This is a genomic window from Mucilaginibacter frigoritolerans, from assembly GCF_007830615.1.
Lineage (GTDB): Bacteria > Bacteroidota > Bacteroidia > Sphingobacteriales > Sphingobacteriaceae > Mucilaginibacter > Mucilaginibacter frigoritolerans.
In genome coordinates this window covers 93528-106088 of record NZ_VLLI01000001.1, presented here as the reverse complement: position 1 = coordinate 106088, position 12561 = coordinate 93528, and the positions used below count along the sequence as shown (strand labels likewise).

At 40.3% G+C, this 12561-nt stretch carries 13 protein-coding genes; 5 read left to right on the top strand and 8 right to left on the bottom strand.

The window, feature by feature from the left end:
• Positions 1-11: 11 nt before the first annotated feature.
• A complete protein-coding gene (locus JN11_RS00410; RefSeq protein WP_144908547.1) occupies positions 12-314 on the bottom strand; it encodes a hypothetical protein in 303 nt (100 codons plus the stop codon).
• A 27-nt stretch (positions 315-341) separates the two neighbouring features.
• Entirely contained in the window at positions 342-938 is a 597-nt protein-coding gene (locus JN11_RS00405) for a tetratricopeptide repeat protein (protein WP_144908545.1), read from the bottom strand.
• A gap of 172 nt (positions 939-1110) precedes the next feature.
• On the opposite strand from JN11_RS00405, the gene JN11_RS00400 reads away from it, so the two are divergent.
• Positions 1111-1731 carry a porin family protein gene (locus JN11_RS00400; protein WP_144908543.1) on the top strand — a complete coding sequence of 207 codons (621 nt, stop codon included), beginning with the start codon at positions 1111-1113 and terminating at the stop codon, positions 1729-1731.
• On the opposite strand, the gene JN11_RS00395 is transcribed toward JN11_RS00400, so the two are convergent.
• The 4 genes from JN11_RS00395 to JN11_RS00385 are packed head-to-tail and all read right to left on the bottom strand — an operon-like array spanning position 1728 to position 3658.
• Complete coding sequence (locus JN11_RS00395) at positions 1728-2630, bottom strand: alpha/beta hydrolase family esterase (protein ID WP_144908541.1); 903 nt, start codon at positions 2628-2630, stop codon at positions 1728-1730. The genes JN11_RS00400 and JN11_RS00395 overlap by 4 nt on opposite strands.
• 57 nt (positions 2631-2687) lie before the next feature.
• Positions 2688-3224 carry a GNAT family N-acetyltransferase gene (locus tag JN11_RS00390; RefSeq protein WP_144908540.1) on the bottom strand — a complete coding sequence of 179 codons (537 nt, stop codon included), beginning with the start codon at positions 3222-3224 and terminating at the stop codon, positions 2688-2690.
• A 39-nt stretch (positions 3225-3263) separates the two neighbouring features.
• Positions 3264-3353, bottom strand: a complete 90-nt coding sequence (locus tag JN11_RS24940; protein WP_211360610.1) for a VOC family protein — start codon at positions 3351-3353, stop codon at positions 3264-3266.
• On the bottom strand, positions 3344-3658 hold the full coding sequence (locus JN11_RS00385) for a VOC family protein (RefSeq protein ID WP_211360609.1): 315 nt from the start codon (positions 3656-3658) through the stop codon (positions 3344-3346). The genes JN11_RS24940 and JN11_RS00385 overlap by 10 nt, the downstream gene beginning before the upstream one ends.
• Before the next feature lie 136 nt (positions 3659-3794).
• Here JN11_RS00385 and guaA point away from each other — a divergent pair, with 136 nt between their 5' ends.
• The 4 genes from guaA to JN11_RS00365 all read left to right on the top strand — a co-directional run bounded on the left by guaA (position 3795) and on the right by JN11_RS00365 (position 8387).
• Positions 3795-5324 carry a glutamine-hydrolyzing GMP synthase gene (gene guaA, locus JN11_RS00380; protein ID WP_144908538.1) on the top strand — a complete coding sequence of 510 codons (1530 nt, stop codon included), beginning with the start codon at positions 3795-3797 and terminating at the stop codon, positions 5322-5324.
• Entirely contained in the window at positions 5281-6531 is a 1251-nt protein-coding gene (locus JN11_RS00375) for an ABC transporter substrate-binding protein (protein ID WP_144908536.1), read from the top strand. The genes guaA and JN11_RS00375 overlap by 44 nt, the downstream gene beginning before the upstream one ends.
• Entirely contained in the window at positions 6528-7688 is a 1161-nt protein-coding gene (locus JN11_RS00370) for an RsmB/NOP family class I SAM-dependent RNA methyltransferase (protein WP_144908534.1), read from the top strand. Before JN11_RS00375 ends, JN11_RS00370 begins: the two co-directional genes overlap by 4 nt.
• A 393-nt stretch (positions 7689-8081) precedes the next feature.
• On the top strand, positions 8082-8387 hold the full coding sequence (locus JN11_RS00365) for a GIY-YIG nuclease family protein (RefSeq protein ID WP_144908532.1): 306 nt from the start codon (positions 8082-8084) through the stop codon (positions 8385-8387).
• Positions 8388-8739: 352 nt separating this feature from the next.
• On the opposite strand, the gene JN11_RS00360 is transcribed toward JN11_RS00365, so the two are convergent.
• Positions 8740-11160 (bottom strand): ABC transporter permease, encoded by a 2421-nt coding sequence (locus tag JN11_RS00360; RefSeq protein WP_144908530.1) that lies wholly within the window; start codon positions 11158-11160, stop codon positions 8740-8742.
• 209 nt (positions 11161-11369) lie between these two features.
• A complete protein-coding gene (locus JN11_RS00355) occupies positions 11370-12374 on the bottom strand; it encodes a proline iminopeptidase-family hydrolase (protein ID WP_144908528.1) in 1005 nt (334 codons plus the stop codon).
• Positions 12375-12561: the final 187 nt, after the last annotated feature.

Here is a 12561-nt window from a genome sequence, read left to right as displayed (position 1 = left end):
TTATACAATTGCTACGCCATATGAGCAACACGGATAAATACTGCAATTCCGTAGGCTAGTAATATTACGGTATTTAAAACCAATAGCCAGTTAAGGTCAGGCTCTGCATATTTTTTTGCGGCACATATTATGAGCAAGCTTATAAAGCCTAATATTAATACAATAGGGAAAATCATCTCCCACTTGTGATTAAATACAAAATAAATATGCTGCCATTTACTCTGATCGCCCTGTAAAAAAGGGATCATGGCTACAAAAACCAGTATAAAGAAAATACGGACGAATATTTTGGTTACAAACTTGCTTACTTTCATTACAAGCCAAAATAAAGGAAAATTTATTTATCGGTCGGTCAAAATATCAATACAATTCTTGCTCAGTTGTTTTAAGCGACTATCTAAAGTGCTTAATCCATCGGCATCATTAATACTATTGTAAAGCGATTTTATAATAGCAAGCGTATCATCACTTGGGTCACAGGCCTGGGCCTTTTCAAGATGAGGAAGCACCATTTTCACATTTAAGTTATAAGCTGATGAAAGTTGAGCTTCCATTGTTTTATCTCCGGCAGAAGCACTTAGTTGCTTTTCTAATTGCTTTGCCTTATCCAGGTATAAATAGCCTAAAGCCCGGTGTACTACATAATAATCTGGAACTGCTTTTGCAACTATTTCATAATAGGTGATTGCCTTGTCGGCCTGTTCATTATCCTCGTACATTTTACCTACACCGAAATAAAAATTAACCCTTGTTTTTTCAGGCAGCTTATCAGCATTGGGTAATATACTTTCACCCAGCTCTAACGTTTTTTCCTGCTCGCCCTGAAACCTTGCCAGGTTAAAATCAAGGTACTGATTATAAACAACATCGGCAGATTGAGCTTTAGCAGCCACATACACCGATATAAAAAACAACAATAAAAAAACCTTTTTAAGCATGTTTCAAATATAAATTTATTTACCTGGTTTAAGTTTCAAACATCCCTCATTTATACTAACGATTGATAATCAAAATAACCTTTAACGCAATTATAACGTTTAAGCTTATTTTATAAATATACTTAACCATTACTTGAAGTTGCTATTTTTGCCGCACCTTAAAATCACATCGATGAAAAAAATTCTTACTACACTACTAATCATTATGGGCGTTGCTACTATAGCGTCTGCACAAACAAAAGGCAATGTCGAATTCGGCGTAAATGTTGGCTACAATGAATCATATGTTATTGATTCTTATTCGGGCGCTAATAGCTCATGGGTGGGCGGATTTAACGTTGGTGTATCTGCCGATTATTATTTTAACCCAAGCTGGAGCCTTAAAGTAAAAGCCATTTATGACCAAAAAGGCTGGGGAGATGGCTACTTAGTTGACGACCAGGGAAATACTGCTTATGGTGTTAACTACAAACTAAATTACATTACCGTACCGGTATTAGCCAACTGGCATTTTGGAAGAACCAAAAATGTATATTTAAACTTTGGGCCCTATGTTGGCTTCCTGTTAAATGCTAAAGATAACGTTGGCGATACTGATTTGAAACCATATTTCAGTAGCACTGATGCTGGTCTTGACGTTGGAATCGGCTTTAAATTCCCGGTATCCAATACTGCAAAATTCTTTATTGAGTTTGACGGACAAGCAGGTATAACTAACCTTGTAGCAGGTAATACTGATGGCTCATCAGTTCAAACTGAACGTTCAAGCATTAACGTTGGTTTTACCTTCTAGTTTTTATCCAACCTACAATCTTTAAAAAAGGCCCAGATTGCCTCACAGGCATTCAGATTATGTGACACAGTACCTACTATAAATTTGGGTAGGTACTGTGTTCCTCCGGGCCAGGTATGCCCTCCATCTATTACGGTATAGCCAACAACTCTAACCCCGGTTGCAGCGTTGCTGTACTGCTCTTTTTTAATACTGGTGCCATCATTAGCATTATCGGGCATATTGGTATAATCCAAATTATCCTGACAATGCCCCATTACGGCCCACAGCTTTAAAACATCGGTATGGCTGTAAATATCACCTCCTGCGCCTTTCATAGTTCCTCCGTTGTAAGGCACCAAAGGATCTTTTGTTCCCTGTATATACATTACCGGCAATGATTTTACCGGGTGATAATCCATATTCTTATCCATCGAGGCCCCAACCACCGCTATCGCAGCTATCCTATTGCTCAACTCACAGGCCAGTCGCGAAGCCATAAAACCACCGTTTGACATACCGGTAACATAAACCCTCCTATCATCACCATGATAAGTGTTTAAGATATAAGTAATCAACTGGTCAATAAATTTCACATCATTAATCCCTTTTTTGTGAGCAGGTGTTTCGCGGCCATCGTTCCAACTCTTATCAATCCCGCTTGGGCATACAATAATAAATTTCTCTTTGTCGGCTATCGGTTTAAAATCAGCAAAATTCATCATACCCTCTCCTGTGCCTAATCTGCCATGCAGTGAAATTATAACAGGAAGCTTGTCAGAAATATTAGCTAACTGAGGAACATAAACAATAAATTCCCTGGCTATACCATCAACCATTATCTGCTCTTTTTTTTGTTTTGGCTGAGCCGATATGGATAAGGTAATGATGGAAAAAATCAATAAAGCTACGTTTCTCATAAAATGAATTGATTTAAAATCAATTGACAACTAATGAATTACAAGGTTTAAAAGCATTCAACTCAAAACCTTTCTCATCTTTACTATGCCTAAAAGCTCCCCATCGGGCATTGGTGCATCTATCCTTTCAATCGCCTCATATCCCATAGCTTTATAAAGCGGTACGCCTGGTAAAGTAGCGCCTAACTCAAAGCTGGTAAAACCGTGCTGTTGTGCAGCAGTTTCACAAACGTTTATAATATGCCGGCCTACCCCCTGCCGTGCATGATCCGGATGAACAAAGAATGCCCTTATCCTGGCAGCATCTTTTTCAGGGTCGAGCAGAGGATCTTCTACCTCTTTATGCTGATCGCCGCCATAAAGGGTATTACGTTTACTCCACCCACCGCAGCCTGCAAGCATTCCATCCTTTTCAGCAATATAATAGGTACCATCAGTAATCAATTGCGTATCTACCCCAAAAATGTATTTAATAGAACGTTCTATCTGTGCTGGGGTATAATAATCAGTACTTAACCCGCGAACAGAAAGTGCTATCATTTCATTCAACTGCGGGATATCTTCAAATTTGGCAAGGCGTGTAGTTATTGACATGTTACAAATAAAGCAAATCCGTATTTGATAATAAACAGTTTACTGATTATAATTCAATTGCCACGAAACCCCGAACTGATCTGTAAGCCAGCCATACTTTTTACTGAAAGGATAGGCACTTAAAGGCATAGTATATTGCCGTTTGCAGATAAAGCACTAAATAATTTATCAATCTCCCTGTCTGATTCACAACCGATATAAAGTGACATGGCCGGTGTAAAGGTAAATGAATGCTGCGCCGAACTATCAATGCACATAAACAACTGCCCCTGAAGCTTAAATGTAGCATGCATCACCGTACCTTTAACACCCGCTTCGTTTGCGCCATAATGCGTAATGCTAACTATTCCGGCATTACTAAATAAGGAAACATAAAAATTCATGGCCTCCTCTGCCTTACCGTTAAACATTAAAAAGTTGGTGATTTTTTGCATAATGGAATAAATTGGAACACGATATTACGAAAGTTGATGATAGCTTTCAAGCTAATATGCTTTTTATTAATTAAGATAGCTTTAATAATTCCGAAATACAACTTTCGAAATCCGAAATCAAATCCTATCTTTGCCCATGCAAGAAAAAATCCTTATTCTTGATTTTGGTTCGCAGTTTACTCAGTTAATTGCGCGCCGTGTCAGAGAGCTCAATATTTACTGCGAGATCCATCCCTTCAATAAATTTCCCGAAGTTGACAGCAGTGTAAAAGGTATTATCCTTTCGGGCAGTCCTTATTCTGTTAGACAGGACGATGCCCCCCATTTCGATTTTAAAAAGTATCATGGTACCCTGCCTATTTTAGGCGTTTGCTATGGTGCACAGTATATGGCGCATTTTCATGGCGGTGAGGTATTGCCATCAAGCACCCGTGAATATGGCCGTGCCAACCTGCAATATATTGAAGAGCATAATCCACTTTTTAAGCTGATAACACCAGGCTCACAGGTGTGGATGTCGCATGCCGATACCATATCTCGCATTGGCAGCAACTTTGAAGTAATTGCCAGTACCGATACCGTTAAAGTAGCCGCTTACCATGTAAAAGGCACCCATACTTATGGTATCCAGTTTCACCCGGAGGTTACCCACAGCTCAGACGGTAAACAATTAATGTTCAACTTTTTGGTTGATATCTGCGGATGCAAGCAAGACTGGACCCCTGATTCATTTGTTGAAACTACCATTGCTGCTTTGAAAGAAAAACTGGGCGATGATAAAGTAGTACTTGGTCTTTCGGGCGGTGTAGATTCATCCGTTGCGGCAGTGTTATTGCACCATGCTATCGGCAAAAACCTGCATTGCATATTTGTGGATAACGGCTTACTGCGTAAAGACGAATATCAATCCGTACTGGATTCATACCAGCACATGGGTTTAAATATAAAAGGTATTGATGCCAAACAACGTTTTTACGATGCACTTGCAGGCTTAACTGATCCGGAGAAAAAACGTAAGGCTATTGGCCGCGTATTTATCGAAGTATTTGATGATGCCGCACATGAGGTACAGAACGTTAAATGGTTAGGGCAAGGCACTATTTATCCCGATGTTATTGAATCAGTATCGGTAAAAGGTCCGTCGGCAACTATTAAATCGCACCATAACGTTGGCGGTTTGCCCGATTTTATGAAGCTGAAGGTGGTTGAACCGCTAAATACCTTGTTTAAAGACGAAGTTAGGCGTGTTGGTAAGGCTTTGGGCATTGATCCGAATATTTTAGGCAGACATCCATTCCCGGGTCCGGGTTTGGCTATCAGAATTTTAGGTGAGGTAACTCCGGAAAAAGTTCATATATTACAAGAGGCTGATGCAATTTATATCAACAATTTGCGCTCGGCTGATGTTTATGATAAAGTTTGGCAGGCAGGGTCCATATTTTTACCGGTACAATCGGTAGGGGTTATGGGCGATGAAAGAACTTATGAAAACGTTATTTGCCTGCGGGCCGTAGAATCATTAGATGGGATGACCGCCGACTGGTGCCACCTGCCATATGATCTGCTTGCTAAAATCAGTAACGAAATCATTAACAACGTAAAAGGAATTAACCGGGTAGTATATGATATCAGCTCAAAACCGCCTGCTACTATTGAGTGGGAATAGGTGGTTCTTATTTTTAACACTGGCACTGCTAACGGCCGCATGTTCACCAAAGGTGCTGCCGGTAGCAAATCAGCCTGTAAAAAGCGCTCCAAAGCCTGTTGAAAATCAACCGGCTAAGCCTATTGTAGTAAAACCTGTAGCACCAAAAGTATCAACCATATCTTTGTTGCTGCCTTTTGGGTTGGATCATTTGGCTCCCGGTGCAAACTATACTTCGGTATCGTTAAAAGAAGCAGATATTGCCCTGGGCTATTACCGGGGCTTTAAACTGGCGCTCGATTCTTTAACCGCTGCTGGCTATAATTATAAACTACAGGTTTATGATTCAAGAGATCAGAATGCGCAGGTGCATAGCCTGGCATTTAATCCGGCTATAAAAAACAGCGACCTGATTGTTGGTCCGGTTTTCCCTGACGACATAAAGGCATTTACCGCTGCTTATACCAATGGAAAACAGCCTATTGTTTCTCCGCTATCCCCTGCCTCCCCTGCTACTTTTAAAAATCCCGAGTTAATTACCATAATACCTCCGCTTGAATATCATGCATGGAGCGCAGCCAGGTACATCAGCAATAAGCTGCATCCCGATAAAATATTTATCCTGCGTTCAGGCTTTAGCGAAGAAAATGAATACATAGGCCCTTTTAAAAGAGCTATTGACAGTTTGGGTAAAAGGCACATAAAAGTGGTGGAACTTACCGTTATTCACGGGCAGTTAGGTCCAATCATCAATCAGCTTAATCCCGGTGGTAAAAACGTGTTCATTGTTCCGGCAACAGATCAGCGGTTCTTAACCACTACGCTGCGTGCGCTGGATAGCTTGAACAAAAGTTATCCGGTAACCGTTTTTGGTCACCCTAGCTGGGTAAACTTCACTTTCTTAAAAGCTGAACTGCTGCAACGCCTGGATACCCACATAACTTCTTCCGACCATGTGGATTATAAAGCCGAAAACACCATAGCCTTTGTACGCCAGTACCGTAACGTATATCATACAGAACCAACCAATTATGCTATTAAAGGTTTTGACGAAGGCCTGTATCTGGGCAAGCTGCTTGCTAATGATAGTATAAATGGACTAAGCAAAGCTGATTTTACCGGATTGCATAATGATTTTGAATTTCAGAAGAAACCGGGCATTGGTTGGATAAACACCCATGTGAACATCTATAAATATGCTAACTTTGAACTTAAAAAGGTAGAATGAAGGCAATAAACCAGCTTAAAACGTTTCAGCGAATTTTGGATGAATATCCGGCAGAGACGCCTCTAAGCAAGTTTTTACCGGGTTTTTACCGTCAAAACAAGCAAATGGGCTCAACCGACAGGCGCATTGCCGGTAGGTTGGTGTACAATTACTTCCGTTTAGGTAAAGCATTGCCCAATTTATCTGCCGATGAACGCCTGTTTATTGCCGAGTTTTTATGCAATACCCAGGTCAACTCCTTTTTACAGCATTTTAAGCCTGAATGGGCTGCCTGCATAGGTTTTGGGATTGATGAAAAGCTGGCCATAGTTAAAAGCACCCATCCCGAATTTAAGTTGGATGATGTTTTCCCATGGGTTAGTCAGCTTTCGGGAAGTATTGATAAAGAAGCCTTTTTACGTTCGTTTTTTATTCAGCCCGATCTTTTTATCCGCGTTTATAAGCGATATGAGCAGCAGGTAAAAATTATCCTGACCACCGCCGAAATTGCTTTTAAGGATGAAGGCAATGGCTGTTTCTCATTGCCTAATGGCACCCGTTTAGAAACCCTGATCCCCAACGTTAACTGGTACGAAGTGCAGGATTATTCCTCACAGCAAACGGCTCAGTTTTTTAAACCACAAAAGTGGGATGCCTGGTGGGATGCCTGTGCTGCCTCCGGTGGTAAATCCCTCCTGCTGCATGACATCGAACCAAATTTAAAACTGGTGGTTTCTGATATCCGCGAATCTATCCTCACCAACCTGGATGAACGCTTCCAGCAGGCAGGCCTCATCAAGTACCAGAAAAAGATCCTCGACCTAACTCAAAATAACGACCTCCTGTTACACGACTATACCTTTGATGGTATTATACTTGATGCCCCCTGCAGCGGCTCAGGCACCTGGGGACGTACGCCCGAAATGATCAGTCAGTTTGATACCTATAAGATTGAATTCTTTCAGCGGCTACAGCAGAGCATTGTGCGCAATGTGGTAAAACACCTTAAACCCGGCAAACCGCTTATCTATATTACCTGCTCAGCATTTAAAGCAGAGAATGAAGAGGTAGTGAACTTTATTGTAAAAGAACTTGGCCTTAAACTGCAAGAGCAAAAAGTTTTAAAGGGTTACGAGAACAAAGCCGATACCATGTTTGTGGCAAGGCTAACCCCCTAGCCCCTTACTCTTTCTGCACCACGTCATTGCGAGGTACGAAGCAATCTCTATACTATGCAGATCAATGGAGATAGGTTTTGTTCAATGACGTAATACCGGGCTGTTGATTGTCCTACGTAGAGATCGTTTCGTTCCTCACGATGACGCCTGGTGGTTAGTTTCTTGTTTGTCCGTCCGGTTTTTAGGAGTGGGTATGGTGGACAAGAGTGGACAAAGCTTTCTCCGCCACGTCATTGCGAGGTACGAAGCAATCTATAAGCTATGCAAATCAATGGAGATTGATTTTTGTTCAATAACGTAATACCGTGCTGCTGATTGTCCACAGTAGAGATTGCTTCATTCTTCGCAATGACGCGCGGTGATGGGATGTGGTTTTAATGTTTATTTGATAATATGGTTTTTCAAAGAGGTGGATGTGTTTATATCACCACAAACAAATTACATACGGTGCTTTACACTGGTGTTACTTCTGACATTACAGGTAGAATATGGGAGCATAAAAACAAAATACACCCCAATAGCTTTACGGCGAAATACAATTGCGATAAATTAGTTTACTACTTTTTTTATTCGAGCATAGAGGAAGCTATTGCTTCTGAAAAGGCAATAAAAGGAGGTAATCGGAAATATAAAAAGCAATTAGTTGAATCCATAAATCCTGAATGGATTGATTTATATGATAAGTTAATGGAAGAATAAAATAATATTGGTCCATTAATCGTCTGCAGTAGAGATTGCTTCGTACCTCGCAATGACGCGCGGTGCAGTATCTCTTTTCAATATGCTGTTGCGTTCGTTTCAGGAGCGAACACCTGTGAAACACTTTTGAAACAGTAACGTATTAACCCATCCAGCATGTCATTTCGAGTAATAACGAGAAAGCTTTTGCGCCGTACAAGCTTTACGCTTTGCCTATCACACGTAAAAGTTTTTTCGCTGCGCTCAAGAGATAGTTTCCCCTCGGTACCCTCGTTCGAAATGACAAGGTGTAGAATTACGCGTTCCTGTTCCCCTAGCCTCCTGAAGGGGGATTTTTGATTTATCATTGACCTTACTCATCTTTTAACGTTCTGGCTGGGTTGCTCATGGCTGCTTTAACGGTAAGGTAACTGATTGTAGCAAGCGTTAGTAAAATAAGCGTTAGTATAGGTAAAATAAACTGCCACAAACTTAGCTGAACCCTGAAGGCATAGCCATTTAACCATTGATTTACCAACACAAAGGCAAGCGGAATAGCTATTAAACTGCAAACCAGTATCAGCCTGATAATATCCCATGTTAATATGGATACGATGCTTTGCACAGATGCGCCCAAAACCTTACGCACACCAATTTCCTTTGTACGGCGTGAGGTATTATAAGCAGTAAGACCAAACAGCCCCATACAGGCAATAATAATTGCCAATACAGAGAAAAGCATAAAGGTGCCTCCAAATTGTGTTTCTTGCTGGTATTGCTGGTTGTAAAAATCATCCAGGAAAAAGAAATCAAAGGATGATTCGGGGAAATACCGGTTCCAGATGCTTTTCACCTCATCAACTATCTGGCGGTTATTATTGGTACTGGTTTTAATAGAATAATAATTGATGCCCACCCATCCTAATTTAGGATCCATAAAAAGAATTACCGGGGTGTAGTTACGCTGTAATGATTGCTGATGATAGTTTTTCACCACCCCTATTACCTCATTAGGCTTTTTGTCAAGCGTTTCCAGCCATACTTTTTTACCTACTGCATCATTTACTGAGGCAAAGCCAAATTGTTTTACTGCGGCTTCATTTAACACAACGCCGGTAGAGTCTGAAGGACGGCTTGCATCAAATGCCCTGCCTGCAATAACTTTCAAATCATAGGCATTAATAAAATCAAAATCAACCCGTTGCAGCTCATACAACCGTTCTTCGGCTTTTGATGCTCCAAACCTTCTGTCGGCCGAAAATCCGCCAACCTCTTTACCGGGTACCGCTGCTGAACCTGTAATGTTTTTCACACCGTTAATGTTTTTCACATCGGCTTTAAAGCTGCTGAGTTTTGATGCATAATTATCGGTACTCACAGGTGCTTTCAGCACAAGGGTTTGATCCATATTGATCCCCGTATCAACATTATTCATATAATGAAGCTGCCTGTAAATAGCAATGGTACCTGCAATAAGTAATAGTGAAGCGGTAAACTGGAAGGCAACCATTCCTTTCCGAAGGATAATGCCTCCTTTTGAAAAGGTATAGCGGCCCTTTAATACCCGCACCGGGTTCACATTGGCCAATACTAAAGCCGGGTAAAAGCCCGATAAAAACATAACCGCCAATAACACTGCCCCGGTTTGCAGATACAAGGGCAAATCAAATAAAAGACTTTCGGTTGCACTTTTGCCGGTAAAAGAAGGCAGGTAGTAAACCGAAACATTCACAATTACTATGGCTATAACTAACGCTGCCAGGTTAATAATACCCGATTCTATTAAAAATTGAGCCAATAACTGCCCTATCCTTGCCCCGTTAACTTTACGGATACCAATTTCACGTGCCCTGTCGGCAGCTTTGGTTGTTGCCAGGTTAATATAGTTTACGCAGGCTATTATCAATATAACAAAGGCCATTATATTTAAAAAGCTAACGGCAAGGGCGTTTCCTTTGGTTTCAATTTCATAAGGCTTTGCCGGATTTAAGTGGATACTGGTTAACGGAATCAGCCGGATGGCCCATTTTAAATCTTTAAGCGACTGAGCTGTTTTATACCGCTCTGCAAGGGCCGGAAACTTCGCTTCAACGGCGGCTATATTGGTATTGGGCTTTAGCTTTACAAAAGTGTAACTCTCGTGTATGTACCAAAAATCTTTAAGAAACCGGGGCTGAGTATCCCATGATATTAAAAAGCTGAACTTTATGGTAGTATTTGGGGGCACATCTGCAAAAACACCCGTTACCATACAATGAAAAGTGCCATTATAATTGGTTACATCAACAAACTTACCCATTGGGTCGGCATTGCCGAAAAACTTTAGTGCCGACGATTGCGATATGGCTATGGTATTGGGCCGGTTCAATACCGTTGAGGCATCGCCTTTTATTAGTTTATAAGTGAAGAATTTAAAGAAGTTAGTATCAGCAAAGCAAACATGCTCTTCCCTGTATTTTATGTTCTGATACCTTACTACCCTTTCAGAATTGTTCCAGTTTATCCGCGTAAATGATGCTATTTCCGGAAAATTGGCCTTCATGGCAGTGGCATAACCATTGGTACTGGTGGCCCAGCTATCGTTCAAAACATCACCTTTATAAAACTGACTTTCCACGCGGTAAATATTATCAGCGTCGGCATTCATGTGGTCGTAGCTTTTTTCAAAATGCACGTAGGCACTTATCAAAACAAAGGCAGCAATACCCAAAGCAAGTCCGGCTACATTTATAAAAGTGTAAAATTTGTTTTTGATCAGGTTACGATAAGTAACCAACAGCATGTTACGCAGCATATTGACGAATGATTTATACCCCTAATATAACAATTTGAAAACCAGTTGTACAAACTGTGAAGATCAGGGAGTAAAAATGTTGATTATCAGCAAGGAGATATTGCTGTGCTGTTGCGTTCGTTTCAGGAGCGAACAGGGGTGAAACTGTTTTGAAACAGTGCGGCAGATTACATAAGATCTGCTTAGCTATTTTTGTTGTCAATATTCCATTAGTTATTGCGTTTAATAAAATCTATCAAACCTGGGAAATATTGATTAGGGTTGTCGATAAAACAGATATGACCTGCATTTGGCACTATATAATATTGAGCATTAGGAAACAATTTGCTTAGCGTTTCAATCTGTTTAGTACTTATAATAAAATCATATTCTCCACTTATTAGCAAAACAGGGATGTTTATTTTCGGTATCATATCAGCATAATTCAGTGAAAAGGTCGACGGTCCTATCTTTTGGGCAACCTCAAAATTCTTATGGACTTTTGTTCTTAAAATTGCATCGGGCAATGTGTCCAGTCTAAGTACAAAGTTTCTGGTAAATGTGCTATCGAATGCTTCCTGATATACCTTTTTATCATAAGATGATCCTTGCAGCTTCCTTTGGATAAGGCTATTATATTTTTTTGTCGCATTTAGTATACTGTCGGTTTGATTATTAATAAAAGAAATTCTTTGATCGAAATCTTTTGGAAAGGGGTTCATATCTGAAAATATCATCCCTTTAACGTGGGTTTGATATTTGTAACTATAAGCAAGAGCAAGCAAACCACCATATGAGTGTCCGTATATGAAAAGTTTACTGAGCTTTAATCCCTTCCGCACTTGTTCTATTTCTTCAACATAACGAGACACCTTCCAAAGAGTAGTGTCATTTAATTGCTGCTTTGTTGGTTGCTCAGAAAAGTAAGACCCAAATTGGTCATAATAATAAATTGTTATTCCATTGTTTGGGAGGTACTTTGAAAATATTTCAAAATATTCATGCGATTGAGCGGGACCGCCATGCAATAACAAAACATTAATTTTTCCATCTCCGATTTTTTGAGTCCAAACCCAAAACTTTCCGTTTATCAATATTTTCTTTACTCCCTGCTCATGTTGTTTTTTATAGTATACGCTATCTTTATTCTGCCCTTTAGTAACAATTGAAGTTAAAAGCAAAAAAAGCGCTATTAAACAAGTCCGTAAATTTAGGATGGCAAATTGTATGTTCATTTTTTTTGATTTAAAACTATGACTGTACTATTTACTCTTAGGTTACAGTTTAGCCCTGGAATACTCCCTCTGCGAGCGATGATCGTTGGTTGTGGGTGTTGCGTTCGTTTCAGGAGCGAACAGGGGTGAAACAGTTTTGAAACACTTTGCACTTACCAAGCGTCATTGCGAGGTACGAAGCAATCTC

What these genes read in the sequence shown, in the direction of transcription:
- JN11_RS00365 (WP_144908532.1), top strand. Translation starts at nt 8,082, where the DNA reads ATGGTTTTTCAAAGAGGTGGATGTGTTTATATCACCACAAACAAATTA.
- JN11_RS00375 (WP_144908536.1), top strand. Translation starts at nt 5,281, where the DNA reads ATGATATCAGCTCAAAACCGCCTGCTACTATTGAGTGGGAATAGGTGG.
- JN11_RS24940 (WP_211360610.1), bottom strand. Translation starts at nt 3,353, where the DNA reads ATGCCTTTAAGTGCCTATCCTTTCAGTAAAAAGTATGGCTGGCTTACA.
- JN11_RS00385 (WP_211360609.1), bottom strand. Translation starts at nt 3,658, where the DNA reads ATGCAAAAAATCACCAACTTTTTAATGTTTAACGGTAAGGCAGAGGAG.
- JN11_RS00395 (WP_144908541.1), bottom strand. Translation starts at nt 2,630, where the DNA reads ATGAGAAACGTAGCTTTATTGATTTTTTCCATCATTACCTTATCCATA.
- JN11_RS00400 (WP_144908543.1), top strand. Translation starts at nt 1,111, where the DNA reads ATGAAAAAAATTCTTACTACACTACTAATCATTATGGGCGTTGCTACT.
- guaA (WP_144908538.1), top strand. Translation starts at nt 3,795, where the DNA reads ATGCAAGAAAAAATCCTTATTCTTGATTTTGGTTCGCAGTTTACTCAG.
- JN11_RS00370 (WP_144908534.1), top strand. Translation starts at nt 6,528, where the DNA reads ATGAAGGCAATAAACCAGCTTAAAACGTTTCAGCGAATTTTGGATGAA.
- JN11_RS00360 (WP_144908530.1), bottom strand. Translation starts at nt 11,160, where the DNA reads ATGCTGCGTAACATGCTGTTGGTTACTTATCGTAACCTGATCAAAAAC.
- JN11_RS00410 (WP_144908547.1), bottom strand. Translation starts at nt 314, where the DNA reads ATGAAAGTAAGCAAGTTTGTAACCAAAATATTCGTCCGTATTTTCTTT.
- JN11_RS00390 (WP_144908540.1), bottom strand. Translation starts at nt 3,224, where the DNA reads ATGTCAATAACTACACGCCTTGCCAAATTTGAAGATATCCCGCAGTTG.
- JN11_RS00405 (WP_144908545.1), bottom strand. Translation starts at nt 938, where the DNA reads ATGCTTAAAAAGGTTTTTTTATTGTTGTTTTTTATATCGGTGTATGTG.
- JN11_RS00355 (WP_144908528.1), bottom strand. Translation starts at nt 12,374, where the DNA reads ATGAACATACAATTTGCCATCCTAAATTTACGGACTTGTTTAATAGCG.